Origin of the sequence: Mycobacterium sp. JS623, assembly GCF_000328565.1 — a bacterium.
Classification (GTDB): Bacteria; Actinomycetota; Actinomycetes; order Mycobacteriales; family Mycobacteriaceae; genus Mycobacterium.
Genome location: NC_019966.1, coordinates 3,594,957 through 3,619,088 on the forward strand (window position 1 = coordinate 3,594,957; position 24,132 = coordinate 3,619,088).

The following is a 24,132-nucleotide window of genomic DNA, read 5'->3' on the forward strand; positions in this document are numbered from 1 at the left end:
GCAACCGCCGAAGGCGTTCGGGTCTGGCGTCACGTTGCTGCGCTATGCCACGTGAATGCCCGTGATCGCACCACGGCGGTGGTGTGGGCTGTCAGACTTGCCATGTGGCAGACATCGAGCATCCGGAGGCCCAGAAATGGGATCGGGATCGCGATGAGACGGAAGCGCAACGGCTGGACCGCAATTGGTCGAGCCTGCTACAGGAATTGCGGGTGACGCAGACCGGCGTCCAATTGCTCACCGGGTTCCTGCTCACGCTGCCGTTTCAGCAGCGATTCAGCCAGCTCGACAGCGTGATGCGCACGGTATATCTAGTCACGGTGGCATGTTCGATCGGCGCCACCGTCTTGCTGATCGCACCCGTGAGCATGCATCGCCTACTGTTTCGCCAGCACCGGCTCCAAACCTTGGTATCGGCGGCCCACACCTACGCGATGCTGGGGTTGCTGCTGCTCGGTGTCGCCCTGGCCGGGGTGGCCGTTGTCATCTTCGACACGGTGATCGGTCGGAAGGGAGCGTGGGTCGCAGGCGGTTGCACGTTGCTCGCTCTGGCGGCGTTCTGGTACGCGATGCCGCTGGTCGGACGGCGCGACAACGACAACCGCTACTGACGTTTGCGTCACGCGGGGCCGGGGAACTCAGCGCCCATGTTGATTCGACGAATTGCGCGCCCGATGTTGTCAGCGGTCTTCATCAGCCGCGGCGTCGATGCGCTTCGCAGCCCTAAACCCGCGGCCGATGCGGCCCGTCCCACCCTCGAAGGTCTGAGCAAGCTGCCGGACCCCGTCGGCACCAACGTCCCGTCCAATGCCGAGACTGTCGCCCGCGTCAATGCCGCGGTGCAGATCGGCGGCGGGTTGCTGCTCGCCAGCGGCAAGCTGCCGCGGCTGGCCTCCGCGGCGCTGGCGCTTACGGTGATACCGGGAAGCCTTGGTGCACATACGTTTTGGAGCGAATCCGATCCGCAGCGCAAAACTGACGAGCGCCGCGCGTTCTTTACCGACGTCAGCTTGATCGGCGGATTGATCATCGCCGCGGTCGACACCGAGGGCAGGCCGTCGCTCGGCTGGCGCGGGCGTCGCGCCGCGCACAAGGTGTCCGAGGCGGTGGGCGCCGCTTTGCCCGTCGGCGCGGCAACAGGCGGTGCGCTCGCAGACAGCGCCCTTGCCGAAAAGGTCGGCCACGGTCTGGCCGTTGGCGCCGAGCGCGGCCGCGAATTAGCTCACGTCGCGCGCGAACGCGGTGCCGAGTGGGCCGAAGTCGCCCGCGAGCGCGCACCGGTGTTGGCCGAGGCGGCCCGCGAACGCGGCGCCGAGTTGGCGGAGATCGCCCGCGAACGCGCACCGGTGTTGGCCGAGGCGGCCCGCGAACGCGGCGCCGAGTTGGCGGAAATTGCGCGTGAACGAGCCCCCGAAATCGCCGATGTCGCCCGCGACCGTGCCGGTGACTTCGCCGACACCGCGCGCAGCCAGGTCAAGCAGCAAAGACGGCGCTGGAGCTGACGCGAATGTCCTTGCGCGGCTGTTGAGATCGAGCCGCGCCAAACCGCTCGCGGCTGCGCCTGCGGGCGGTACATTTGCCGCATGACAAGCGGTGAGTACCAACCTCAGCCTGAGCCATACGGCCAATCGGGCGGCTATCCCCCACCCGGCGGTCAGGAGCCGGGCGGACTGGGCCTGCGGTTTGCCGCGCGCCTGATCGACGGCATCATCGTCAACATCGTTGCGTTAGGGATCGCAATTGCCATCGGCTCGCTGAACAATTACTGGGTGACCGGCCTGTTCTCGGGTCTGCTGATGTTCCTCTACTTCCTGGCCTTCGAGGGCACCCAGGGGTGGACACCCGGCAAGAAACTGCTCGGGCTGAGCGTGCGCGGGCCTGGCGGTGCGGCCAAGCCGGACCTTCAGCAGGCCGCGATCCGGAATGTGTGGACGCTGCTGAACATCGTGCCTTTCATCGGCGGCCTGCTGACCCTCGTCGCGGTCATCGTGATTGCGGTGACCATCAACGGCAGCCCCACCAAGCAGGGCAAGCACGACGAGCTCGCCGGCGGCACCCAGGTCGTCAAGGGCTAGGGCGCTAGATAAAGATCCCGAGGATCAGGACCAGCACCAGGCCAGTCACCGACAGCACGGTCTCCATGAGCGACCAGGACTTGATGGTCTGACCCACGCTCATCCCGAAGAACTCCTTGACGAGCCAGAAGCCGGCGTCGTTGACGTGTGAGAAGAACAAAGAGCCTGCGCCGACCGCGAGCACGACGAGCGACACCTGCCCGGTGCTCATGCCTTCGACAAGTCCAAGCATCAGCGACGACGCCGTGATGGTTGCGACCGTCGCGGAACCCGTTGCGAGCCTGATCAATACGGCGAGAACCCAGGCCAACAGGATGACCGAGATGTGGGCGCCCTTGGCCCAGTCGGCCAGCAACGTACCGATACCGCTGTCGACGAGCACCTGCTTGAACCCACCGCCCGCGGCGACGATCAGGATGATGCCCGCGACCGGGGGCAGTGACGCCTCAAGGCATTTGACCACCTGATCGCGGGTCATCTCCGCGCCACGGCCCAGCGTGAAGATGCCGACGACCACGGCGATCAACAGTGCCATCAGAGGGCGACCGAGTATGTCGAAGATCTGGCGCAGCCAGTTGGTCTTGTCATCGATAAAGATGTCGGCCAGTGCCTTGCCCATCATCAAGGCGACCGGTAGCAGAACCGAGAACAATGTGATGCCGAAGCTAGGTCGTTGGCGCGCAACGCGAGTCGCGGTTTGAGTGGTCGTTCCCTCACCCTCGGCTACATCTGCGGCTGTGACGACCGAGCCACTGCCGTTGTGACTGAAATCGTCGGCGTCGAAGCGGTCGGGCACATCGATGACCACCCAGCGCCCCGCCAGCCTGCCGAACAACGGGCCGGCGACGATGACCGTCGGGATTGCAACCAGCACACCCAACGCCAGCGTGACACCCAGATCAGCCTTCAACAGGTCGATGGCGGTCAGCGGCCCCGGGTGCGGCGGCACCAGCCCGTGCATTGCGGAAAGCCCAGCCAACGCAGGGATTCCGACCGTGATCAGAGAGAGTTGCGATCGCCGTGCGACCAGGTAGATGACCGGCATCAGCAGCACAAGGCCGATCTCGAAGAACATCGGCAGGCCAATGATGGCGCCCACCAAGGCCATTGCCCACGGTAACGCCCGCGGCGACGCGTGCCCGACGATGGTGTCGACGATCTCGTCGGCGCCGCCGGAGTCCGCAAGGAGCTTGGCGAACATCGCGCCGAGGGCGATCAGGATGCCCACTCCCGCTGCCGTGGTGCCGAACCCGTCGCCGAAGGAGTCGAGTACGTCACCGACGTTCTCCCCCGCCACGATGCCGACCGTCAGCGCGCCGAAGATCAGCGCCAGGAACGGATGCAGCTTGGCGATCGTGATCAGTACGACGATCAGCGCGATGCCCGCCAGTGCGGCGAGCACCAGCTGCCAGCCCGCCGCGACAGGTTCGGGCAGCTTGGTATCGGCCGCCAGAATGGTGAGTTCCGGTGTCATCGGTTCTCCTGTTCGGTTGTGCGCGTTGCGGATACGTAGTTGTCGACGATGGCGTCGATATTCTGGCCGACATCGATGTCGATGCCGCGTTCATCGGGCTCGAGAGGCTCGAGGGTCGCGAACTGTGAGGCCAGCAGAGATGCCGGCATGAAATGCCCCGGCCTGCTGGCCTGCCGGTTGCCGATGACCTCGGGTGTGCCGGACAGATGCAGGAACTCGACGTCGGGGCAATGGCGGCGCAACTGGTCGCGATACTTGCGCTTCAGCGCCGAACAGCTCATCACGCCGCCGTCGCCACAGTGCCCGGCGAGCCACTGCCCGATCGCCTCGAGCCACGGATAGCGGTCGTCGTCGTCGAGCGGTCGGCCGGCCGTCATCTTGGCGATGTTGGCGGGCGGATGAAAGTCGTCGGCGTCCGCGAAGGGCACCCGCAGGCGCTGCGCCAACGCCGCGCCGACGGTCGACTTACCAGAGCCAGAAACGCCCATGACGACGATTGGTGACGCCATCCCCTCCACCTACCCAGTTGTGTGTGACGTCACACAGGATGCCTCAATAGTCATACGATTGCAACTCTGCACCGCAATCATCAGTTTTTAATAACGCCAGCAAAGATATGACAAGATGTATGCGTGACGACCGAAGCAAACGTCGGCGCGCTGCACGGCAACTTGCTGACGGCGTTGGGCAGCGCCATCGTGTCGGGCGAGTACCCGCCCGGGCAGGTGCTCACCCTCGAAGGGGTGAGTGCCCAGCACGGTGTGTCGCGAAGCGTCGCTCGTGAGGCCGTCCGAGTGCTGGAGTCGATGGGCATGGTCGCGTCACGCCGCCGGGTGGGCATCACCATTCAGCCGGCTCACAAGTGGAACGTCTTCGATCCCCTGCTGATTCGGTGGCGGCTCGAGGCGGGCGACCGCGCCGCCCAACTAGTGTCACTTTCCGAGCTGCGACGTGGCTTCGAGCCGGCCGCCGCTGCGCTGGCTGCACGCCGCGCCGACCCGCATCAGTGCCGGATCATGGCGGCGGCGGTGTCGGACATGGTGGTGCATGGCCGCTCCGGCGATCTCGAGTCATATTTGTTGGCGGACAAGATCTTCCACCAGACCCTGCTGGAAGCCAGTGGCAACGAGATGTTTCGGGCGCTCAACGGTGTGGTCGCCGAGGTGCTGGCGGGCCGCACCCACCACGGCATGATGCCCGACCTACCCAACCCCGCTGCCATCGAACTGCACGACCAGGTGGCCCGCGCGGTGCGGCTGCGCGACGAGGAAGGCGCCGAACGCGCCATGCGGGCGATCATCGATGAGGCGGTATCGGCTGTGGCCGAGGAGTTTTCGGGACAGTCCTAAGTGCGCGGCGCATAGCTGTATTTGATGCTGCCACCACTGACCGTGGTGACCGTCAGCGTGAATGACGCTGATTCTGAACCGGTGACAACCGTGCAGTCGACGGTGGTTCCCGGCTTGCCCTCGAGGTTTCCGGCGCACTCGGCCCTATCGGGTCGGTGTCCCGATTGATGCTCGAATTCGTCGAGCAGCGAACTGGCGACCTCTTCCTTGGTGAGCACCGGCACCACGTCGAAGTTCATCATCAGACCTTCGACGCTGCTCACTTCGGCGGTGCGCCGCACTTTGAGTCCACCCGAGTCAACGTCGCAGTGTGCAGTCGATCCGACCTTGCCTTCCAGACCCGATTGGCACGAGACCGACGTGACCGGTGTGTGTGAGGCGTCGGCAACGAGCCGCGAGACCGCCTTCTCCAGTTGCTCTTTGGACAGCGCTGGGCTCATCTCGTAATTGATCGTGTTTCAATCGACGCCGGTGACGTGGATGACCGGTTCGAAGCTGTTCGTCGGGCTCATCATCACCTCACACCGCGCCGTCTTGCCGACCTCGCCGATCAGGTCTTCCTTGCAGGTCACCGACAGTGGCATCTCGCCGGCCTTGTCCAGTCGATTGGCAATGTCAGTTTGCAGCGCCTCTTTGCCGACGGCTGGCTTGCCGCCGACCCCGACGCTGGCATCGCAGCCCGAGACCAATGCCCATACGGCGGCTAAAGCGCCAACGGCCGAAAACACCGTATGCAAGGGCCGCCTCCTGGACCGTTGCTGGCATGCGCCCACCCCCCGGCGAATGCACGGACCATAGCAAGTCGGCTGCCGACGTGATGGTTAACTGCAGAAGTGGGCAGACAACCTTCGCTTGCGCGCCGATTCTTCGATCGCTTCGAACCCGTACACGCCGTCACGTACTTTTCGCCCGAAGCGCGAACAGCCCTCGACGGGCTCGGATTTCGCGGCTTTTGGATGGGTTACTTCGCCGCTCGGTCCGCGCCGTTCGGGGTGGTCCCGCCGGAGATGGTGACCGCAGCGTTCTACAACTTCACTCCCGATCGGGTCGCCAAGTCGTTACGCGCGGCCTGGGAGGTTTCCTCGCCGACGGAGGCGCTGCGCGTCCGCGAGGATTCGGCGGTGGCGGCGCTGCGCCGCTACGGCGTAACCGACGACGAGGCAGCCACGGCAGCCGAACTCGCCGAGAAGGCGGCCCGCCATGCACCGCTCGACGGCCGACCGTTGTTCGCGGCGAATGTGGCGGTGGACTGGCCGCAGGACCCCGTGGCCAGGCTGTGGCACGCGGTCACGCTGCTGCGCGAACACCGGGGCGACGGGCATATCGCGGTGCTCGTGACGCTTGGGGTGTCCGGCCGCGAGTCCAATGTCCTGCACGCCGCCGCGGGCCGGGTGCCCACCGAGATGATCATGCGCAGCCGTGACTACGACGAGGAGCAGTGGGCGCAGTACGCCGGGCAGCTGGCCGGCCGCGGGCTACTCGACGGTGACGGCGCACTCACCGACGCGGGCCGAGACCTCAAGCAGCGCATCGAGGACAGCACTGATCAGCTGGCGCTGACGGCGCTCGAGGCGCTTACTGACGACGAGGTCGAGAGGCTGTTCCAGGCGCTGACCCCGATCACTCGCAAGGTGGTCGCGGCGGGCGATGTGCCCGCGGCGACGCCGATGGGGCTGGGTCGCGACGACCTCCACGACAACAGCGCGCACCTCTAATACCGCGAACGTGCGTGTCTGCACACCGACACGCCGCGTTCTGCGTACATTTCGCGCACTCTGACGGCACGCTGAGGGGCGTGATCGTGTTGAAGTCCGTCGCCCTGTTCGTGCTCGCCGCGCTGTTGGAGATCGGCGGCGCGTGGCTGGTCTGGCAAGGCGTGCGCGAACATCGCGGATGGCTATGGGCAGGCGCGGGTGTGATTGCGCTTGGCGCCTACGGGTTTGTCGCCGCTTTTCAGCCCGATGCCCACTTCGGACGCGTGTTAGCCGCGTATGGCGGCGTATTCATCGCAGGCTCGCTCGCCTGGGGAATGGCGGCCGACGGCTTCCGGCCCGACCGCTGGGATCTCGCAGGCGCCGTCGTGAGCCTGATCGGCGTTGGCCTGCTGATGTACGGTCCCCGCTGATGCGGATCATCGTCACCGGCGGCAACAGCGGGGTCGGGAAAGCTACCGCCGCTGCGCTCGCCAAGGACGGCCACAGTGTGGTGATCGCCTGCCGCAGCATCGAGAAGGCTGAGCGCGCGGCCGCCGAGATGTCCGGTGACGTCGAGGTGGCACAGCTCGATCTCGCTGACCTGGCCAGCGTCCGCGGGTTCGCCGCCTCGGTGGAATCCGTTGATGTGCTTGTGAACAACGCCGGGGTGATGAACCTGCCGTTGACACGCACCGCAGACGGCTTCGAGGCCCACATGGGCACCAACCACCTGGGCCATTTCGCGTTGACGTGTCTGCTCGGCGACAAGATCAGCGACCGCGTCATCTGTGTGGCGAGCGCGATGTACCACTTCGCGCGCATCCATTTCGACGACCTGAATTGGCAGAGCCGGAAGTACTCGCGGACGGCGGCGTACTCGGAGTCGAAACTGGCCAACCTGCTGTTCGTGCACGAACTAGCCGCGCGTGGCGTTCGTGCATATGCAACCGATCCGGGCATGACCGACACCGGTATCACGAGAGGTATCGCTGCGGATAACCCCATGGCCGAACACGTTACGGTCTGGCGCTTCTTGCACACTGCGGAGCAGGGTGCGCGCGCCAGCCTGCAGGCAGTGACCACCGATGTGCCCAGCGGGACGTATTTCGCTCCCCGGTTCAACCAGTGGGGCAAGCCGCGCGTCACCCGCTTACGTAAGAAAGCGTGCGACCCGGTGGCGGCGCGCCGGCTATGGGAGTTGTCTGCCGAGCTGACGGGTTGCGACTGGCCGAGTTGACTGCCGCCGGCGACCGCGTTTGTACGGCAATTTCCGGCGTGCCGATGTACAAACACGGTCACTCGCGCAGAAAGGCTAGCGCTGGTTGCGGTTCCATTCCACCCAGCCGACGCCGCTGCGGCCGTCGTCGGTGGTGACCGTCGCCCAGGCCCGCGGGAAGTGGCTGATCCGTCCGTCGGGGGCTGTCAGCAGCACCGGTGCGTGCCCGCGAATGTCGACCGTGGCGGTCAGGTCGCCATAGGTGATCGTTGTCGCGGTAGGTAAGTTGTTGTCGGCGAACGTCTCCCGCGCTGTGACCGCTTCCAGTTCGGCCAGTGGCTGACCTGGTTGTTGGACGTATCCGATGCCGATCGGCGGCGCGCCGGGGATCCGGATATCCACGCCGTGCAGGTGCGTGCCGTCGTCGAGATGCAGTGCGCTCCAGACCCAGTCCATGGCCCACCAGTCGCGGACACCCCACGAGTGGTCGCGCTGCCCGGGCATCTGGCTCACGGACACCTCGTCGCCGTCGACGGTGACTGTGCCAGACACCGTGCAGGGAATCTCATACCGCGGCGTGATCCGGTATTGGTACGGCGTTCCCGTCGTCGTCCACACGACATCCATTGCAACAGCGACCTGTCTGCCTGTCTCACCGCGCAGCAGCGCCGCCGGGTCGTCATATGCCTGTCCGTCTCCCCGTACCTGCACCCGGTACGTGCGCAGGGGATCTGTCGCGCCGAGGCTCAGCTCGTAAGCATCGGCTCGTACCGCGGCGGGATCGTCAGGCAGCGCGGCCTCGAAATCGTTGATCGCGACGGTGGCCATATCGGGTCCGCATAGCAGCGCGTTGATCCACGCCGTCTGCTGGTTCGGATACAGGCCCAGCCGTATCCAGCCTCCCACTCCCTGATCCGGGTCGGCGAAGTCGAAGTACCAGCTCTCGTTCCAGAATGGTTCGTCAGTCCCGTCGTGTGGATCCTCGTCGTCAGCTGTCGGTGTAAGCGGTTCGGCTGCAACGGGTTCGGGAAGCATAGCCAGTGCGTCAGTATCAAGCACATGCTGGCAGTGTCGCTCCAGCATCACCATGAACATGTCGTCACCGCGGTCGGTCCGTACAACCAGCATCGACGACACGATCACCATCATCACGCCGAAGAAGCTCTGCCGCCGCACGCCGTCGTGCACCTCATCGAGGCTGAGCAACCCGCCGAGCGCGTCGTGGTAGGCCCGCAGCAGCGCGTCATAATGCTCGCGCCGTCGCTCATCAGGCAGTGCACAGCCCAGGAAGTAGGCCACGTCCGTCATGGCCGGGCCCCATGCCACGGTCTGCCAATCGACCACAGTGAGCGGACGTTCGGCGCCCGACTCGCCGAACAGCATGTTGTCCAGCCGATAGTCCCCGTGCACCAGGCCATGCGGTCGCTCCGGTACGGATTCGCTTGCGACGTAGGCGTCGAAGCTCGCGACTAGCCGCTCACATACCGCGCGGTGCTCGGGGGCGATGCGCTCGCGGTAACGGTCGACGAACCCGGCGTACAACTGGCCGATCAAGGCCTGGCGCATCGGCGACTCGCGGTTGAGCCAGTCGGCGTTCGCTATCGCCGCGTCACCGAGCAGCGGTGCATGCACCCGGCCCAATTCCGATAGCGCCAGCATGGCCTGTTCGACTGTCGCGCCACAGATTTCGTCGCCGACGACGGCTGGGCCCGCGTCACCCAACAGCAGATGGAACGCGCCTGTCTCGGTGTTGAACCCAGCGTGGTGACACGGCGCGATCGGCCCGTCGATGCCCGGCGCGATGTCGGTGTAGAAGCGGACCTCGCGTTCGTAGAGGCCAAGCGCGTGGCCGGTCTGCCTGCTTACCGAGTCGGTCGCGGCAACCTTGAGTACGACGGAGTTTGGGCCGTCGCCGCCGTCGGTGTAGGACAGATCGACGCGGTAGCACTCGCTCATTTGGCCCGTGCCGATGCGCTCGAACGCGAATTCGCGCACCGGCACGCCAAGCGCAGCGGTGAGCCATTCGGCGGTCAGGTCGGTGGGCCGCTCCACGACGTCAGTGGTGCGCACTGGTCACCGAGGTGTGAGAACCGACCACGTCCAACGACGGGTTGCGGTCGAAGAACCCGAATGGCTTGAGCCAGAACGAGACCACGTCGACCGGCATCACGGGCCAGTCCTCCGGCCTGGTGATGTGGTGGATGCCGAAGACGTACCACATCACCACGTCGGTGTTCTCGATCGATCGGTTGGCCAACGTCCATCTGCCCAATCCGGTGTCCCGTTTGGACTGGTTCACGAATTCGCCTGCGGGCCACCGCTCATCGGGGCGATTAGGGGTCACCCACAGCGTGTGACCGATCACGCTGGCACGTTCGAGGACCGGTGACTCGGGATCGAACATCGGCGGAATCGCCCCGCTCGGAACCAACTTGTACGACGGGTACGTGCCAAGGCCATTGACCACGTTGGTGTTGACCACCTTCCAGCTTCGTTGTGTCGCGAAGTTGACGTCCTGCTTGGCCTGGCTCTCGGTGCGCAATGGCACGTTTCGCACGACGAGAGAAAGCCCGTGCGGGTTATCCGGTCCGACCGGCTCTGGATACGACTCAGTCATGTAGACGGTGTTTTCGCTGCCGTCGATGTCCATGTCGAGTCGGGCGACCAAAAAGTGTTGATGGAACGGCGCATACGTGCGTTCGTCGACCAGTGTGCCGTTCGGATGAGGCTGGCCGGGCGCCAGCGGCGTGGTCACCATGATGCCGGTGGCGCGCACCTCGCATTCGATGTTTCCGTCCTGGTACAGCCGCCAATACACCAGGTACTCATAGTTGGCGACCGTGACGTGAAACGAGATCGTCAGCCGCCGCATGCGGCGCACCTCGGTGCCGATGTCGTGGTCGACGTGCTTCCACAGCACGGCATTGTCTTCCTCGTGAATGCAGATAGCGTTGGTGATCGTGTACGGCTCGCCCTTGCTGTTGTGCAAAACGGCGTCCAGGTAACGGATTTCGCCAAGGCAGTCGCACCCGAGCTCCAGCGACGTGGTCATGAAGCCAAGGCCCCACTCGCCGATGTCGAACGCCGTGCGCCGGTAGTGATCCTCCGATGGGTCGCGATACGGAATGATCATCTCGGCGAACGACAAACGGTGTGCCACTGAGCGATTTCGGTCACCATCGCGGTAGCGCACGGTGTGCAGCGTCATCCCCTCGCGGTGGTTGAAGCCGATGCGCAGCGACCAGTTCTGCCATTGCAGTAGATGGCCGTCCAGCGTGAACGACGGTCCCTCCGGCTGGGTGATGTGCAACGGTTTGAGTGGGGCGCGACGCGACGCCGACCGGATGCGGTCCGGAATGCGGCTCGGCACGTATTCGCCCATCACAGCCGGTGTTTCGGCGACGCCTCCGTTGTCCTCGACCCGCAGCAGCTCCATCGAATTGAGGTCGATCACGCAGTGCAGCCCGCTGACCAGATTCGCGTACGGGTTGGCGCCGGGCACGGCCTTGAGCCAGGTGTCCGACCAGCCGAGTCGCCGGTCGCGCCACTGTCGCGGCGCCACCGCATCGCCGTAGGTCCATGTGTCGAAGAACACCAGTTCCATGTCGGTGATGCCGCGCTTGGCCAGTGCCGCAATGAGATCGGGATGGGTGCGCAGCAGCTGGTCGCACTCAACGAACTCGTCGACGGTGAAGTTGGCCTGCACGCCGGGAATGTGTTCGAAAGACTCGGCGCGGTCGGCGGTCAACGACACCACGCTCTTGTAGGTAGCGTTGTTCGACCGCTGCAGACAAATCACTTCGGCGCGTCGCGCCGGCGCCGGTCCCCCGTCGTCGAACGCCTTCAGTTCGATCTTGCTCGGTTCGGCCAATTCGATCGAGGCGTATCGCCAACCCAGGTCCGATGTCGCCGGCACTCCGGCTCCGGCGCCGACGCCGTGTTCACGCTGCAGGATCGACGCGACCGCGCTGAACTCGTCGGCGGTGAGCGGATCCAGTGGGTGAGCCACGGGGATTACGCAATCACATTGGCGTCACGCCGCGCAGCCGATTCGGCGGGGCTGGATGAGCCTGGCCGGCGCGATGCGAGGGCTTCAGCCCGTTGCCAGCGAGAACCCTTCCCACGCCTGCCTGCGGTCGGCGTGTGGGTCGTACTCGACGTGTGGCCGCCGGTCGAGCACCATCACCGCCCGATCCGCGCTGGTGTACACCGGCCAGTCCTCCCCCGGCACGCCTGTGCGCGAAAAGGCCCGCCAGCGGGCCTGCACATCGTCGCTTACGCGAAGGGCTGCTCGCCGGTCGGCTGCTGCCGTGAGCAACCTGCCGAATTTCGTGCGGTAGACGTCGAACACCGCCAACAATTCGGTGGCATGGGTGGCGCCGAACCCCGACCAGCGCAGTGTGCGCGGCGCGTAGTCATAGCGGTAGAGGTAGGTGGGCGCGTGCGCGCTGTGCGCCTCGGCGATCTGCCACGCCGCCGACCCGAAGGCGAAGTCGCCGCCGAACTGGATGCAGGCCGCGGCGTCGGGGTAGCCGGGGTAGGCAGCGGTAATCCGTTCTCGCTCACCGGGTTCCGCGAGGGAAAGCAGCCGCTCGATCGTCGGTTCGGTCATGGGCAGCAGATTGAGGAAACGGCCGAACAACCGGGCTTCCTCGGCATTGGTGCCGACGACGAGCGGCACGCGGTGCGCCGTGCCGGTCCGCATCGCCTCGACCGGGTCCAGCGGCAGGTATTCGGTGCCGCGAGTGGGTCCCGCGGCAAACGCGCCGAGCATCTCGCGTTGGCCCTGCCGCACGAGCCGCTCGAATGCGTTGACAAGCTCCGCGGGTCGCGCCGCCATCACCGCATGGGCGCCGTCCTCTTCGCGCGCGCCCAGCAGCGCAGCGAACTTGGTTGCGTATTCGGCCGCAATCTCGGGAGAACGGACCATGCCTGCGGCCGGGCTCTCCGAAATCGCTTGGGCAAAAAGGCCTTTGGCGGCGGGCACGGCCAGTAGCGTGGCGACGGCGTGTGCGCCCGCGCTCTCGCCGAAGATCGTCACGTTGTTGGGGTCACCGCCGAAGACCGCGATGTTGTCGTGCACCCAACGCAACGCCATCACCAGGTCGCGCAGGAATAGGTTGTCGTCAATGGTGATGCTGTTGTTGGACAACGATGACAGGTCCAGGCAACCCAGTGCGTTGAGCCGGTAGTTCACCGAGACATACACGCAGCCCTTTCGCGCCAGCGCCGCCCCGTCGTAGACCGGTGTCGCCGAGCTGCCCATGAAGTAGCCGCCGCCGTGAATGAACACCATGACCGGCAACGGCTGATTTGAAGGACGCTTGGGGGTGACGACGTTGAGCGTCAGGCAGTCCTCGCCCATCGGTTGGTATTTGCCGGGGGCGAGCATCGTGTACATGCGCTGCTGCGGCGAGCAGAAGCCGAATCCGTGGCAGTACCGCACACCCCGCCATGGCTCCACGGGCTGGGGTGCACGCAGTCGCAGCGGCCCCACCGGCGGGCGCGCGTAGGGAATCGACCGCCACCGGTTCACCCCGTCGCGGGTGAAGCCCTCGACCGTGCCCGAGTCGATGGTTGCGCGGACAACATGTTCGTGCATGCCTTCGACGGTATCGAAAGAGCCTCGCCGCCGCGCCTGGCAAGGGATTGCGTGTCGGCCCGCTAGCCTTGGCCGTTATGCGGATTGCTGCCTTGATCGCGGCGTCTGTGCTGGTGGCGGGGTGTTCGCACGCCGTGGGAGGGGATGCCGAGCGGTCGACGCCCTCATTGACGGTCCCGCCGAGCACAACGCGCGCCGCACCATCGATGACGTCGCCAACCTCGAGCGCCCCCGCCAAGGCACCCAGTCCTGGGGCACCGATGCGCGACGTCACCGCCTGGGTCGAAGCGGGCACGGCCGCCGATCCGGCGCAGTTTCACTCCGCTACCCGCGATGGCACGACGACCGACCTTGGCGACGACGTCGCGTTCGTCACGCCCGCGGGCAAGACCAACTGCATGACCGACTCCAAATACAGCGAGGGCGCACTGGCGTGCCTGGTGAAACTGACCAACCCGCCCCCGCAACCGCCCGACGTCTACGGACAGTGGAAGGGCGGCTGGGTCGACTACGGCGGCAAGAGCGTGCAGATCGGTTCGGTGCATGGCGACCCCGGCCGCTTCGCCGCGGGCTCAGGCCCGCAATTGCCGTACGGCCAGTCGCTGGCGTTCGGCGACTACCGCTGCCGAAGTGACCAGGCCGGGCTGGTGTGCGTCAACTACGCGCATCAGTCCGCGGCCCGGTTCAACGACGCGGGCGTGCAGGTTTTCGGGTGTCTGCAACCGGCGACCGCTCCCCCGCAGATCGGCGAGATGTTCAGCTGCTGAGCACACCGTCGTGCGCGGGATAGGCGTGCACGATCACCGACGCGAGCTTCGGAATGCTATGGGCCAGTTCATGTTCGGCGCCATGGGCGACAGAGTGTGCATCGGCCAGGCTCAGTGACGGGTCGACGTCGAGTTCCGCGTCGGCTTCCAGTTGATGTCCGACCCAGCGCATCCTGACTCGTCGGACCGCGCGAACTCCCGGCCGGGCGGCCAGCACCGTGACGGCATCGTCGACCAGGTCGGGGTCGACGCGATCCAGCAGCCTGCCGAACACGTCGCGCGCCGCGAACACCAACACGACTACGATCGCGCCAGCGATGACCAAGCCGACGATGGGGTCAGCCGCCGGAAAGCCAAGCGCCGCGCCGACAGCACCGGCGACCACCGCCAACGATGTCAATCCGTCTGCGCGCGCGTGCATTCCGTCGGCCCGCAGCGACGCCGACCCGATCCGCTTGCCGCCCCGAATGCGATACAGGGCCACCACTTCATTGCCGACGAACCCGACGACGCCGGCCGTCGCGACCCACCCCAGATGCGCCAACGGCACGGGATCCAACAACCGGCGGATGGCCTCGACGGCGGCTACCACTGCCGAGATCGCGATCACCGACACCACGAACAGCCCGGCCAGGTCCTCAACTCGCCCAAAGCCATACGTGTAGCGACGGGTGGCGGCGCGCCGGCTCATCGAGAAGGCGATCCACAGTGGCACCGCGGTCAGCGCGTCAGAGAAGTTGTGCACGGTGTCAGCGAACAACGCGACCGAGCCCGAAACCGCGACGATCACGCACTGCGCCGCGGCGGTGAGGCCGAGCACCACCAGGCTGATCTTCACTGCGCGGATACCCGCGGCGCTGTCGCGCATGGCGTCGTCGACGTCGTGGGTGTGGTCGTGGCTATGTCCGAAGCCCATCAGCCCGCCCCCTCGTGCAGCACGCGCAGCTCGCCGTCGTCCAGGTGGTGGGCGGGGACGCCCCCTGCCGCGTGTTCGGCGTTGTGCACCGCGTCGGTGACGAGCTGACGGACGTGGTCGTTCTCAAGCCGGTAGAACACCTGCGTGCCCTCGCGCCGGGTGCGCACCAGCCGGGCCATCCGCAGCTTGGCCAGGTGTTGCGACACCGACGGCCCCGGCTTGCCGACCCGTCCGGCCAGGTCATTGACGGATAGCTCGCGGTCGGCGAGCGCCCAGAGCACCTGAACGCGGGTGGAGTCGGAGAGCATCCGGAATACCTCGACGACAAGGTCGGCTTGCTCGTCGGCCAGCCGCCGTCCGCAGACCTTCTTATCTGCATTCATACGCAGATAATAGCGATTGCTGCGTCAAGCCGGGCTAGGCGACGCCCTTCTGCTTCAAGATCGGCAACACGCCTTCGGCGAACCAGTAGGCCTCCTCCAAATGCGGATAGCCCGACAGGATGAACTCGTCGAAGCCCAGCGAGTGATACTCGTAGATCAGGTTCGCGACTTCTTCGTGACTGCCGACCAAGGCTGTGCCAGCACCGCCGCGGACCAGGCCAACGCCGGCCCACAGGTTCGGGTAGATCTCGAGCTGATCGACGCGGCCGCCGTGCAGGGCGGTCATTCGCCGCTGCCCTTCCGATTCCGACTTGGCATGCAGCTCAGTGGCTTTGGCAATCTGGTCAGGGGTGAGCTCGGCGAGCAGTTCATCGGCGACGGCCCACGCCGCCGCCGAGGTGTCGCGGCTGATGGTGTGCAGGCGGATGCCGAACCGTACGTTGCGGCCACGCTCGGCGGCCAGCTTGCGCACCCGCTCGATCTTGGCCGCAGCCGCCTGCGGTGGCTCGCCCCACGTCAAATACACGTCGACGTACTCCGCAGCGATCGGCAGCGCGGCCGGAGACGAGCCACCGAAGTAGATCTGCGGCAACGGATCCGGCGGTGCCGAAACGCGAGCGTCGGCCACCGAGTAGTACTTGCCTTCGAAATCGAGCGAGTCCTGGCACCACACCGAATTCACGATGTGCAGGAACTCCCCGGTGCGGGCGTAGCGCTCGTCGTGGCTGAGCCAGTCGCCGAACCGGCGCTGCTCCACATCGTCGCCGCCGCTGACGATGTTGAGCAGCACCCGCCCTTCCGAGAACCGCTGCAGTGTCGCCGTCTGCTGCGCAGCCAACGTCGGCGGCACCAGCCCGGGCCGAAACGCGACGAGGAACTTCAGCCGCTCGGTCTCGGCAAGCAGCGCCGACGCGGTCAACCAGGCGTCCTCGCACCAGGTTCCGGTCGGCGTGAGCACGCCTTCGTAGCCGAGGCGGTCGGCAGCACGGGCCACCTCGGCCAGATACCGCCGACTCGGCGCGCGGTAGTTCGCGGGCAGCGTGTGGTGGGACGACGCGTGCGACGCGCCGACGATCGAACGACTGTCCCCATTGGTGGGCAGGAACCAGAAAAACTTGGCGGCCGACATACACGCGCTCCTAATTGGTGCTGATGAAGAGTGGGCGTAACACCTCGTTGAAGCGACGGTCCACCCAATTGTTGAACTTTGGTGCGGGGGAAGCGATTTGGCGCGACGCCGCGAACAGGTCGGCCAGCTTCTGTTCGGAGGCGACGATCTCGCCGTCCAGCTCGGTGGGCAGCCGCAGGCTCCGCCCCTGCACCACCGTTGCGACCTTCGGATCCAGCCCCACCGCTGCGGCATAGCTGTCCGCCCACTGCTGCGGGTGGTCCCTGGCCCAGCGCGCTGCCTTCTCGTAGCGCACCAGCAGGTCGGCCAGCGCGGTGTTGCGCCTCGGGTCGGCAAGCGCTGCATCGGATGCGATGCCGAACCAATCCCCATTTGCGATGCGCCCACCGACGATTGTCGGCTGGCGTGGTCGATGCCAACGGCAGGGCCAACTCGGCGGGAACGGTCACGGTGAGCCGACGCTACGCAGTCCCAGACGGCGACTGAAGGGTTTGATTCCGGGTGATGCGAAGACCACCGGCCCAGCCTGTGCGAGCATTATCGCGGGCTGGGCGTTGTTGCCGGTTACCGCCAGCCGTCGGCGGCCTTCGCCGCCCGCATCAGCGCGTCACACAACTCGCGAAGTTCGGCGCTTCTCGCCCCCTCTTCGACCGCGATCGCGACATCTTCCGCGGCACATCTGACCTGGTAGACCCTGTCGGCGAGCTCGGATGCCTCATCGGCGGTCAGGACGACGGAGTCGGGCGCCAGGGAGGTCCCCTTGACCATCGCGCGCTGCTCGTAGGCGCGTTGCCGGCACGATTGCCTGCAGTATTGCCGTCGCCTGCCGAGCCCGACGTCGGCAACTTCACGACCACACCAGCGACAGGGTTGGGGCTTGAGACTTCTGCTTCCAAGTGCCACGGACCCTGACTGTAAACCGACCGACCCGCAGATCCCGGTATCATCAACGGTCGAGTCGGGAACTGTGCGCGCAGTTGCTGCGTTGAGTATCCGGACGAAATTGCGCTGATTGAGGAGTGATGACGATGGCTGATCGTGTCTTGAGGGGCAGTCGCCTCGGAGCCGTGAGCTACGAGACAGACCGCAACCACGACTTGGCGCCGCGTCAGGTCGCCCGCTACCGCACCGACAACGGCGAGGAGTTCGACGTTCCGTTCGCCGACGACGCCGAAATCCCCCACACCTGGCTGTGCCGCAACGGCATGGAAGGCACGCTGATCGAGGGTGACGCGCCGGAGCCCAAGAAAACCAAGCCGCCGCGCACGCACTGGGACATGCTGCTGGAGCGCCGCTCGGTCGAGGAGCTCGAAGAGCTGCTCAAGGAGCGCCTCGATCTGATCAAGACGCGCCGCCGCGGCAGCTGACGCTCAGCGAGTGACGCCTACTCCGCGGGCCCGGTCCATCCGCCCGCGGATACCCCACTCCGCGACCTTGAACAGGGCCTCGCGGATGTTGGATCCGCTCATTTTGGACTGGCCGAACTCGCGTTCAGTGAACGTGATCGGCACCTCGACGACGATGAACCCGTTGTTGATCGTGCGCCAGGTCAGGTCGATCTGGAAGCAGTAGCCCTTCGAGTCGACTGCGGCCAGGTCGATCTTCTCCAGCACCTCTCGCCGGTAGGCGCGGTAGCCCGCGGTGATGTCGTGAATGTCGACGCCGAGCAGGATTCGCGAGTAGCCATTGGCCGTGCGGGACAGCACCATCCGGCGACGCGGCCAGTTGCGCACATCGCCGCCTGGCACGTAGCGCGAGCCGATCACCAGGTCCGCGCCGCCGTCGACGGCGTCGAGCAGCCGATGTAGCTGTTCTGGCGGATGGCTGCCGTCGGCGTCCATCTCGACGAGCACCGAGTACTCGCGATTCAGGCCCCAGGCGAAACCGGCCAAATAGGCGGCGCCCAGACCGCCCTTTGCCGTCCGGTGCATCACATGGATTCGGTCGGTGTCGGCCAGTGAAAGCTCATCGGCCAGGTCGCCGGTGCCATCGGGGCTGTTGTCGTCGACGATCAGAATGTGCACGTCGGGACGCGCCTTGTGGACACGGCCAACGATCAGCGGCAGGTTCTCCCGCTCGTTGAACGTGGGGATGATGACCAGAGTGCGCTCACTCGGGCGCTGAGCTCGGCCGTCCCCCGGTCGCTGCGCTCCGCCCCTTGGGACGCTCATGTGGCTCCTTCAGTCCTTGCCGCGCCGGCCGAGCCGACGCACGAAACTCCCATTGTGCAGTATCGCGGTGATCACAGACGCAATGCCGAGGACCACCAGCAGCCCCTGGACGATCGGCCCCCAGCGCGTTGCGGGCGTGAGCTGCGTCTTTAACCGCACCTGTGAGTCGAGGTAGGCAGGTTCGAAGAACGAGGTGCGTGCTAGTTCACGTCCGTCGGGGGCGACGATCGCGCTGATCCCCGTGGTGCCCGACACCACGACGTATCGGTCGTGCTCAACGGCTCGGAGCCTGGCGAATGCGAGTTGCTGCTCGCTCATCGCCTCGGTGAACGTCGCGTTGTTGGCGGGCACGGCCAGCAGTTGCGCACCGTTTTGCACCGACTCGCGCGCCGCGCGGTCGAAGATCACCTCCCAGCACGTCGTCACGCCGATGGGCACACCGGCGGCGTTGACCACCCCATTGCCCGTGCCGGGCACGAAGTACCCGGCCCGATCTGCGTAGGACGACAGGTGCTTGAAGAATCCGCGCCACGGTAGGTACTCGCCGAACGGCTGGATGATCTGCTTGTCATGCCGGTCGGCGGGGCCGGTACCCGGGTTCCAGACGATCACCGAGTTGGTCGCCACCGGATTGTCGGGGCTGTAGTCGGTGGCGGCCAGCACACCGCCGACCAGGATCGGCGCGTTGATCGCCGCCGCGGCGGTGTTGATCTCGTCGCGGGCGTCTGGATTGGTCAGCGGATCGATATCGGAGGAGTTCTCCGGCCAGATGACGACCATCGGTTGCGGTGCCCGGCCCGCGTGCACATCATCGGCCAGCTGCAGCGTCTCGTGAACGTGGTTGTCGAGAACGGCGCGGCGTTGGGCGTTGAATTCCAGCCCAAGCCGCGGCACGTTGCCCTGCACGGCGGCAACCGTGATCGCGGGGTCGTCGCCTGCGCCCACCCCCGACTGCCGCACATGCGGCCAGGCGAGTGCGGTGACCAGCAGCACGGCGCTGATGCACACGCCGGGCAGCACCACCACCGACGGCGCTGCGGCGTGAGCGTCGTTGTGGCGCAACCACTTCACGACCTCGAAGGTCAGCGCTGCGAGACTGACCCCGATCAACGCCACTGCGAACGACACCAGGGGCGCACCGCCGAATTGCGCGAGCGCCAGCAGCGGCCCATCGGTTTGACTGAAACCGACTACCCCCCAAGGGAATCCACCGAAGGGCACCGTTGACTTGAGCCACTCTTGGGCCGCCCAAAGCGCGGCAAACCAGAACGGCCAGCCGGACAGTTGCCGGACGAACACGGCGGCCCAGCCGAACAGCGCGGGGAAAAGCGCCTCGAGTATGCACAGCGCGATCCACGGTATCGCCCCGACCAATCCGCTGATCCACGGTAGCAGCGGCAGATAAAACACCAACCCGAACAGGAAGCCGTAGCCGAATCCGCCGGCACGCGTTGTGGTGTCCCGGGTCAGCACCCAGGCGAGCAGGCCGAACGCGACAAAGGCCATGAACCACCAGCCGAACGGTGGGAAACTCGCGCACAGCGCCACCGCCGCGACGATCGTTGCACCCAACTGCGTCAGCCGGTCCACCACAGCCAGGCCGAGTTGCTTTGCCCAGAAGCGGATTTGGGCTCCCCTGTCCGTCCGGTCGGACGGGGCGAGCTCTGAGTAGTCCTCCCCTTCGACGGGCTCTTCCTCGTCGTCGACGACAGGCGGAAAGATGTCCGTATCGTCGACGGCGCGGGACCACTCGCGGCGACGGCCCGGCTTACCCATGAATGACGGCACCCCGATGAACCGTCTGCCGGCAGCGCGGCAGCGGGTCGTCGAGTCGCGGCAGAGCGGGCACCCGGGAGCGCTGATCGGTCGACCACCGCTGCACTGCGTCGGCGGGGGCACTGACTTCGAGCTCGTCGGTCTCCCAGATGGCGTAGGACGCCGGAGCCCCGGGCACCAGGGTTCCTGTTATTCCGTCGCGCACGCCCCCCGCGCGCCATGCGCCCCGCGTCGCGGCCGCGAACGCCGCGCGCACCGACACCGCGCTGCCTGGGGTGCGGTGTCGGCTCGCGGCACGCACCGTCGCCCACGGATCAAGGCCCGTGACCGGGCTGTCGGAGCCGAAGGCGATTGGCACGCCTTGGGATGCTAGCAGCGCAAACGGGTTCAATTTGGTGCCTCGGTCACGCCCGAGACGCCGGACGTACATGCCGTTCTCGCCACCCCACAGCGCATCGAAGTTCGGCTGCATGCTGGCGAACACACCCCACGAGCCGAGCTTGCGGGCTTGGTCCTCGGTGACCATCTCGAGGTGCTCCAGCCGATGACCGCAACGCGCGACCGCGGGCGCGCCGAACTGCTCGACGACCGTCTCGAGTGCGCTAACGATGGCAGTGACGGCGGCATCGCCGATGACGTGGAAGCCCGCGGTCATGCCTGCCTCGGTGCAAGCGCGTACGTGGGCGGCGATGGAGTCGCCGTCGAGGTAGGCATTACCGCAGGTCCCCGCCTCGTCGTGGTAGGGCTGGTGCAGCCATGCGGTGCGCGAACCAAGCGCGCCGTCGACGAACAGGTCGCCGGCCAGCCCGCGGGCGCCGGTGCGGTCGATGAGCTCACGCGCGGCCTCGGCGGTGGTGACGTGCTCGCCCCAGTAACCGATCACCTCGACTCCGTGGTCGGTGTCGCGGACCTCGGTCCAGTCGTCGAGACCGCCGATGTCGGGGCCTGCGCACTCGTGCACTGCGACGATGCCCAACGCGGCGGCAGCGTCCAGGGCGGCCAGCCGGGCGTCGCGACGCTGCGCTGAGGTCAGCCGGTCGCGGGCGGCCGCGCGCACCACGTGATGTGCGGCGCTGGTCAACGGCCGCTGCGGGTCAAAGCCCGCCGCGTCGGCAAGAGCCGGGGCCAGTCGGCGCAGCGCAGTCGATGCCGCCGCGGAATGCACGTCGACGCGGGCCAGGTAGGCGGGCCGATCGCCTACGACTTGGTCCAGGTCGTCGGTGCTGGGCGCGGTGTTTTCCGGCCAGCCGGTTTCGTCCCAACCGTGGCCCCAGATGGGGCCGTCCGGATGTGCACGCGCGTAGTCACCGACGCGCTGCAGGCAGTCGCGCAACGACGTTGCGGCCCGAAGGTCGAGTCCGGCCAGTGTGAGCCCGGTGGCGGTGAGGTGGACGTGACTGTCGACGAATGCAGGCGCGACGAAGGCGCCGTCAAGGTCGACGAGCTGTGCTTCCGGAAACTGTTGGCGCCCAACATCATCGACGCCGACCCAGGCAATGACGCCGTCGGTGATGGCCATCGCGGTGGCGTCGGGCATGGCTGGGCTGTGCACCCGGCCGTTGAGAAGAAGCGTCGTCACTTACTCGGGCTTGCGCTCCACGACGCGGTAGGGCTGAACGTCGATGACCTCGCCGTCGATGTAGTCGCCTCCGCCGGAGGCGTCATATCCCCAGCCGGTCGCGGTGGCGCCTGTGCTGGTGGCGACGACCAGCGGGGCCCGCCGGGCCGCCAACGCCGTGACGAGCGGGCGTCCGACGGCGCGGGTCGGCGGCAACAGCAGCAGCGAGCCCATCACGGAGCTGGCCAGACCGGGAATCACGACGAGCACGGTACCGAGCGCGACGAGCAGGCTGTCCGCGGCCGCCCCTTGCACGCCGGCGGCAGTCAGGCCCGACTGAAGCCGACGAAGATGCCGCTTGAGCTGTGAACCGGCCAGGCTTACCCCGACCAGCCAGGTCGCGAGCAGGGCCAAGGTGGTCCAGCCGAAGCCGATCGTCGACGTCAGAGCCACAATGACCGCCAACTCGACGACAACGTAGATCAGAAACAACCGCATGGCCATGCAGTGGGAACGTCTCCGGCTCCGGCAAGGTTCCGTAGATTGACCGGGGTGACCACGATCGCCATCGACACCCCTGACGGCCCGATCGAAGCACTGCTGAGCATCCCCGTCGGACAGGGTCCCTGGCCTGGCGTGGTGGTGGTGCACGATGCCATCGGTTACCGCCCCGACAACGAGTCGACGTCGGCGCGTATCACCGCCGCGGGGTTCGTCGCCATCACGCCGAACCTGTATTCGCGAGGCGGCAGGGCGCGATGCATCACGCGGGTGTTCCGGGAGTTGTTGACCCAACGCGGCCGCGCGCTGGACGACATCCTGGCCGCCCGCGACCACGTGCAGTCGATTCCGGAGTGCACCGGCTCGGTCGGCGTGGTGGGATTCTGCATGGGCGGCCAGTTCGCACTGGTGATGGCGCCCAAGGGTTTTGGGGCAGCAGCACCGTTCTACGGCACTCCCCTGCCCCGCCACCTCAGCGAGACGCTAGATGGCGCCTGCCCGGTGGTGGCGAGCTTCGGCCGACGCGACCCGCTTGGCGTGGGCGCTCCCGCGAAGCTGCGCAAGGTCGTCGACGACAAGGGCATCACCGCCGACATCAAGGCCTACCCCGACGCGGGCCACAGTTTCGCGAACAAACTGCCGGCCCAGCCACTGCTGCGGATCACCGGATTCGGCTACAACGAGGCGGCAACGGAGGATGCCTACGGCCGAGTCTTCGCGTTCTTCAGCGAGCACCTGGACACAGCGCGTTAGGCAGCGGTGACTTCGATCGCGCTGTGCACCTTGTCGACGCCCCCGCGGATGATCGCCTGTGGCACCCACCACCACGCGTGCCACCAATACTTCCTGGTGACCAGGTCGAAGACGCGGCGGTTTTCGGCCTTCGGCAGATTGCGTGCGACGGCCTCTACAGGTTCACCCTTGGGCTTGCCGAGCGCCGTCGACCTCTGGATGGTGACCCGCGGAGTGTTGTTGATCCGCTTGGTCTTCCACGAACCGTCGTCAGTGCTGATCAACAGCCTGTCGCCCTCGAGCACTCCCCACACCGTGGTCGGCTTGGGCCTACCGTCTTTGGTGTACGTGGTCAGCAACAGATATTTGGACCGCGCCACGTCCTCAAAGGTGTCCGCCACGCCTACGCCGCCTTCAGTTCGAGCCCGACGTTGTTCTTCATGCCGCCGCGCAGCTTGCTGAACAGATTGAACGTCTTGCCGATCAAGCCGTAGCGCTTGCCGATCGCGTCGTACACCGTGCCGTTGTGGGCCTTGTCGAGGATGGTCGCGGTGGCCTCGACGGCTTCGCTTTTCGCGTTGCCCCGCATGTCGCACGCGGCCACGGTCACGCGAGGGGTGTTGCGGATTCGCTTGACCTTCCACGACTGTTCTTGGGTGATGACGAGCAGACGATCACCATCGGGCGCCGCCCAGATGGCGGTTGGCTTGGGCCTGCCGTCCTTGGTGAAGGTAGTCAGCAGGATGTATTCGGACTTGGCAACATCGGCGAAGGTGACGGACACAAATC

At 66.3% G+C, this 24,132-nt stretch carries 27 protein-coding genes and 1 pseudogene; 10 read left to right on the top strand and 18 right to left on the bottom strand.

The features are described from left to right. The first annotated feature begins 104 nt into the window (after nucleotides 1–104). From MYCSM_RS17705 to MYCSM_RS17715, 3 genes are all read left to right on the top strand, one after another. Nucleotides 105–611: a DUF6328 family protein gene (locus MYCSM_RS17705; RefSeq protein ID WP_198344950.1), complete on the top strand. Its 507-nt coding sequence runs from the start codon at nucleotides 105–107 to the stop codon at nucleotides 609–611. A 36-nt stretch (nucleotides 612–647) separates the two neighbouring features. Then, nucleotides 648–1,502, top strand: a complete 855-nt coding sequence (locus MYCSM_RS17710; protein ID WP_015307534.1) for a DoxX family membrane protein — start codon at nucleotides 648–650, stop codon at nucleotides 1,500–1,502. Between the two features lie 81 nt (nucleotides 1,503–1,583). Next, nucleotides 1,584–2,075 (top strand): RDD family protein, encoded by a 492-nt coding sequence (locus MYCSM_RS17715; protein ID WP_015307535.1) that lies wholly within the window; start codon nucleotides 1,584–1,586, stop codon nucleotides 2,073–2,075. 4 nt (nucleotides 2,076–2,079) lie between these two features. Here the strand turns inward: MYCSM_RS17715 and MYCSM_RS17720 are convergent, their stop codons facing one another. Together MYCSM_RS17720 and MYCSM_RS17725 are read right to left on the bottom strand one after the other, a co-directional pair. Further along, nucleotides 2,080–3,549 (bottom strand): GntP family permease, encoded by a 1,470-nt coding sequence (locus MYCSM_RS17720; RefSeq protein ID WP_015307536.1) that lies wholly within the window; start codon nucleotides 3,547–3,549, stop codon nucleotides 2,080–2,082. Further along, nucleotides 3,546–4,058, bottom strand: coding sequence for a gluconokinase (locus MYCSM_RS17725; protein WP_015307537.1), 513 nt, complete (start codon nucleotides 4,056–4,058; stop codon nucleotides 3,546–3,548). Before MYCSM_RS17725 ends, MYCSM_RS17720 begins: the two co-directional genes overlap by 4 nt. 123 nt (nucleotides 4,059–4,181) lie before the next feature. Between MYCSM_RS17725 and MYCSM_RS17730 the strand changes: the two genes are divergently transcribed. Continuing rightward, the gene (locus MYCSM_RS17730) at nucleotides 4,182–4,898 is read left to right on the top strand and encodes a FadR/GntR family transcriptional regulator (RefSeq protein ID WP_015307538.1); all 717 of its coding nucleotides are present in this window, start codon (nucleotides 4,182–4,184) and stop codon (nucleotides 4,896–4,898) included. Here the strand turns inward: MYCSM_RS17730 and MYCSM_RS38275 are convergent. Together MYCSM_RS38275 and MYCSM_RS38280 are read right to left on the bottom strand one after the other, a co-directional pair. Beyond that, nucleotides 4,895–5,338 carry a DUF4333 domain-containing protein gene (locus tag MYCSM_RS38275; protein ID WP_232425617.1) on the bottom strand — a complete coding sequence of 148 codons (444 nt, stop codon included), beginning with the start codon at nucleotides 5,336–5,338 and terminating at the stop codon, nucleotides 4,895–4,897. The two genes, MYCSM_RS17730 and MYCSM_RS38275, sit on opposite strands and share 4 nt — an antisense overlap. Before the next feature lie 18 nt (nucleotides 5,339–5,356). Beyond that, a complete protein-coding gene (locus MYCSM_RS38280; protein WP_232425811.1) occupies nucleotides 5,357–5,626 on the bottom strand; it encodes a DUF4333 domain-containing protein in 270 nt (89 codons plus the stop codon). 105 nt (nucleotides 5,627–5,731) lie between these two features. Here MYCSM_RS38280 and MYCSM_RS17740 point away from each other — a divergent pair, with 105 nt between their 5' ends. The 3 genes from MYCSM_RS17740 to MYCSM_RS17750 all read left to right on the top strand — a co-directional run bounded on the left by MYCSM_RS17740 (nucleotide 5,732) and on the right by MYCSM_RS17750 (nucleotide 7,829). Beyond that, nucleotides 5,732–6,613, top strand: a complete 882-nt coding sequence (locus MYCSM_RS17740; protein WP_015307539.1) for an SCO6745 family protein — start codon at nucleotides 5,732–5,734, stop codon at nucleotides 6,611–6,613. Between the two features lie 83 nt (nucleotides 6,614–6,696). Then, the gene (locus MYCSM_RS17745) at nucleotides 6,697–7,023 is read left to right on the top strand and encodes a YnfA family protein (protein WP_041314301.1); all 327 of its coding nucleotides are present in this window, start codon (nucleotides 6,697–6,699) and stop codon (nucleotides 7,021–7,023) included. Then, complete coding sequence (locus MYCSM_RS17750) at nucleotides 7,023–7,829, top strand: SDR family NAD(P)-dependent oxidoreductase (RefSeq protein ID WP_015307541.1); 807 nt, start codon at nucleotides 7,023–7,025, stop codon at nucleotides 7,827–7,829. The genes MYCSM_RS17745 and MYCSM_RS17750 overlap by 1 nt, the downstream gene beginning before the upstream one ends. Before the next feature lie 75 nt (nucleotides 7,830–7,904). Here MYCSM_RS17750 and MYCSM_RS17755 read toward each other — a convergent pair whose 3' ends face one another. From MYCSM_RS17755 to MYCSM_RS17765, 3 genes are all read right to left on the bottom strand, one after another. After that, on the bottom strand, nucleotides 7,905–9,878 hold the full coding sequence (locus MYCSM_RS17755; RefSeq protein WP_015307542.1) for a DUF7064 domain-containing protein: 1,974 nt from the start codon (nucleotides 9,876–9,878) through the stop codon (nucleotides 7,905–7,907). Next, nucleotides 9,865–11,817 carry a primary-amine oxidase gene (locus MYCSM_RS17760; RefSeq protein ID WP_015307543.1) on the bottom strand — a complete coding sequence of 651 codons (1,953 nt, stop codon included), beginning with the start codon at nucleotides 11,815–11,817 and terminating at the stop codon, nucleotides 9,865–9,867. Before MYCSM_RS17760 ends, MYCSM_RS17755 begins: the two co-directional genes overlap by 14 nt. A gap of 84 nt (nucleotides 11,818–11,901) precedes the next feature. Next, nucleotides 11,902–13,410, bottom strand: a complete 1,509-nt coding sequence (locus tag MYCSM_RS17765) for a carboxylesterase/lipase family protein (protein WP_015307544.1) — start codon at nucleotides 13,408–13,410, stop codon at nucleotides 11,902–11,904. Nucleotides 13,411–13,487: 77 nt separating this feature from the next. Between MYCSM_RS17765 and MYCSM_RS17770 the strand changes: the two genes are divergently transcribed. After that, nucleotides 13,488–14,177, top strand: coding sequence for a hypothetical protein (locus MYCSM_RS17770; protein WP_015307545.1), 690 nt, complete (start codon nucleotides 13,488–13,490; stop codon nucleotides 14,175–14,177). On the opposite strand, the gene MYCSM_RS17775 is transcribed toward MYCSM_RS17770, so the two are convergent. The 5 genes and pseudogenes from MYCSM_RS17775 to MYCSM_RS17795 all read right to left on the bottom strand — a co-directional run bounded on the left by MYCSM_RS17775 (nucleotide 14,167) and on the right by MYCSM_RS17795 (nucleotide 17,508). Then, a complete protein-coding gene (locus MYCSM_RS17775) occupies nucleotides 14,167–15,093 on the bottom strand; it encodes a cation diffusion facilitator family transporter (protein WP_015307546.1) in 927 nt (308 codons plus the stop codon). The two genes, MYCSM_RS17770 and MYCSM_RS17775, sit on opposite strands and share 11 nt — an antisense overlap. Beyond that, nucleotides 15,093–15,476: an ArsR/SmtB family transcription factor gene (locus MYCSM_RS17780; RefSeq protein ID WP_015307547.1), complete on the bottom strand. Its 384-nt coding sequence runs from the start codon at nucleotides 15,474–15,476 to the stop codon at nucleotides 15,093–15,095. Before MYCSM_RS17780 ends, MYCSM_RS17775 begins: the two co-directional genes overlap by 1 nt. Before the next feature lie 34 nt (nucleotides 15,477–15,510). Beyond that, entirely contained in the window at nucleotides 15,511–16,605 is a 1,095-nt protein-coding gene (locus tag MYCSM_RS17785; RefSeq protein ID WP_015307548.1) for an LLM class flavin-dependent oxidoreductase, read from the bottom strand. 10 nt (nucleotides 16,606–16,615) lie between these two features. After that, nucleotides 16,616–16,984 (bottom strand): annotated as a pseudogene (locus MYCSM_RS17790) (ABC transporter substrate-binding protein); the annotation flags it as partial. A gap of 185 nt (nucleotides 16,985–17,169) precedes the next feature. Continuing rightward, entirely contained in the window at nucleotides 17,170–17,508 is a 339-nt protein-coding gene (locus MYCSM_RS17795; RefSeq protein ID WP_015307549.1) for a hypothetical protein, read from the bottom strand. 125 nt (nucleotides 17,509–17,633) lie between these two features. On the opposite strand from MYCSM_RS17795, the gene MYCSM_RS17800 reads away from it, so the two are divergent. Further along, entirely contained in the window at nucleotides 17,634–17,972 is a 339-nt protein-coding gene (locus tag MYCSM_RS17800; RefSeq protein WP_015307550.1) for an RNA polymerase-binding protein RbpA, read from the top strand. A gap of 3 nt (nucleotides 17,973–17,975) precedes the next feature. Here the strand turns inward: MYCSM_RS17800 and MYCSM_RS17805 are convergent, their stop codons facing one another. Genes MYCSM_RS17805 through MYCSM_RS37850 form a run of 4 tightly spaced genes read right to left on the bottom strand, consistent with a single transcriptional unit; the run spans nucleotide 17,976 to nucleotide 22,614 of the window. Beyond that, nucleotides 17,976–18,776: a polyprenol monophosphomannose synthase gene (locus MYCSM_RS17805; protein ID WP_015307551.1), complete on the bottom strand. Its 801-nt coding sequence runs from the start codon at nucleotides 18,774–18,776 to the stop codon at nucleotides 17,976–17,978. A gap of 9 nt (nucleotides 18,777–18,785) precedes the next feature. Then, on the bottom strand, nucleotides 18,786–20,552 hold the full coding sequence (gene lnt, locus MYCSM_RS17810; RefSeq protein WP_015307552.1) for an apolipoprotein N-acyltransferase: 1,767 nt from the start codon (nucleotides 20,550–20,552) through the stop codon (nucleotides 18,786–18,788). After that, nucleotides 20,545–22,131 carry an amidohydrolase gene (locus MYCSM_RS17815; protein ID WP_015307553.1) on the bottom strand — a complete coding sequence of 529 codons (1,587 nt, stop codon included), beginning with the start codon at nucleotides 22,129–22,131 and terminating at the stop codon, nucleotides 20,545–20,547. The genes lnt and MYCSM_RS17815 overlap by 8 nt, the downstream gene beginning before the upstream one ends. Continuing rightward, nucleotides 22,132–22,614, bottom strand: a complete 483-nt coding sequence (locus MYCSM_RS37850) for an FxsA family protein (RefSeq protein WP_015307554.1) — start codon at nucleotides 22,612–22,614, stop codon at nucleotides 22,132–22,134. 48 nt (nucleotides 22,615–22,662) lie between these two features. Between MYCSM_RS37850 and MYCSM_RS17825 the strand changes: the two genes are divergently transcribed. Beyond that, nucleotides 22,663–23,364: a dienelactone hydrolase family protein gene (locus tag MYCSM_RS17825; RefSeq protein ID WP_041312316.1), complete on the top strand. Its 702-nt coding sequence runs from the start codon at nucleotides 22,663–22,665 to the stop codon at nucleotides 23,362–23,364. Here MYCSM_RS17825 and MYCSM_RS17830 read toward each other — a convergent pair. Together MYCSM_RS17830 and MYCSM_RS17835 are read right to left on the bottom strand one after the other, a co-directional pair. Then, nucleotides 23,361–23,744 carry a PPOX class F420-dependent oxidoreductase gene (locus MYCSM_RS17830; protein WP_015307556.1) on the bottom strand — a complete coding sequence of 128 codons (384 nt, stop codon included), beginning with the start codon at nucleotides 23,742–23,744 and terminating at the stop codon, nucleotides 23,361–23,363. The two genes, MYCSM_RS17825 and MYCSM_RS17830, sit on opposite strands and share 4 nt — an antisense overlap. A gap of 2 nt (nucleotides 23,745–23,746) precedes the next feature. Further along, a complete protein-coding gene (locus tag MYCSM_RS17835; protein WP_015307557.1) occupies nucleotides 23,747–24,127 on the bottom strand; it encodes a PPOX class F420-dependent oxidoreductase in 381 nt (126 codons plus the stop codon). Nucleotides 24,128–24,132: the final 5 nt, after the last annotated feature.

What these genes read in the sequence shown, in the direction of transcription:
- lnt (WP_015307552.1), bottom strand. Translation starts at nt 20,552, where the DNA reads ATGGGTAAGCCGGGCCGTCGCCGCGAGTGGTCCCGCGCCGTCGACGAT.
- MYCSM_RS17715 (WP_015307535.1), top strand. Translation starts at nt 1,584, where the DNA reads ATGACAAGCGGTGAGTACCAACCTCAGCCTGAGCCATACGGCCAATCG.
- MYCSM_RS17800 (WP_015307550.1), top strand. Translation starts at nt 17,634, where the DNA reads ATGGCTGATCGTGTCTTGAGGGGCAGTCGCCTCGGAGCCGTGAGCTAC.
- MYCSM_RS17785 (WP_015307548.1), bottom strand. Translation starts at nt 16,605, where the DNA reads ATGTCGGCCGCCAAGTTTTTCTGGTTCCTGCCCACCAATGGGGACAGT.
- MYCSM_RS17805 (WP_015307551.1), bottom strand. Translation starts at nt 18,776, where the DNA reads ATGAGCGTCCCAAGGGGCGGAGCGCAGCGACCGGGGGACGGCCGAGCT.
- MYCSM_RS38275 (WP_232425617.1), bottom strand. Translation starts at nt 5,338, where the DNA reads ATGAGCCCAGCGCTGTCCAAAGAGCAACTGGAGAAGGCGGTCTCGCGG.
- MYCSM_RS17770 (WP_015307545.1), top strand. Translation starts at nt 13,488, where the DNA reads ATGCGGATTGCTGCCTTGATCGCGGCGTCTGTGCTGGTGGCGGGGTGT.
- MYCSM_RS17780 (WP_015307547.1), bottom strand. Translation starts at nt 15,476, where the DNA reads ATGAATGCAGATAAGAAGGTCTGCGGACGGCGGCTGGCCGACGAGCAA.
- MYCSM_RS17765 (WP_015307544.1), bottom strand. Translation starts at nt 13,410, where the DNA reads ATGCACGAACATGTTGTCCGCGCAACCATCGACTCGGGCACGGTCGAG.
- MYCSM_RS17775 (WP_015307546.1), bottom strand. Translation starts at nt 15,093, where the DNA reads ATGGGCTTCGGACATAGCCACGACCACACCCACGACGTCGACGACGCC.
- MYCSM_RS37850 (WP_015307554.1), bottom strand. Translation starts at nt 22,614, where the DNA reads ATGGCCATGCGGTTGTTTCTGATCTACGTTGTCGTCGAGTTGGCGGTC.
- MYCSM_RS17750 (WP_015307541.1), top strand. Translation starts at nt 7,023, where the DNA reads ATGCGGATCATCGTCACCGGCGGCAACAGCGGGGTCGGGAAAGCTACC.
- MYCSM_RS17710 (WP_015307534.1), top strand. Translation starts at nt 648, where the DNA reads ATGTTGATTCGACGAATTGCGCGCCCGATGTTGTCAGCGGTCTTCATC.
- MYCSM_RS17725 (WP_015307537.1), bottom strand. Translation starts at nt 4,058, where the DNA reads ATGGCGTCACCAATCGTCGTCATGGGCGTTTCTGGCTCTGGTAAGTCG.
- MYCSM_RS17720 (WP_015307536.1), bottom strand. Translation starts at nt 3,549, where the DNA reads ATGACACCGGAACTCACCATTCTGGCGGCCGATACCAAGCTGCCCGAA.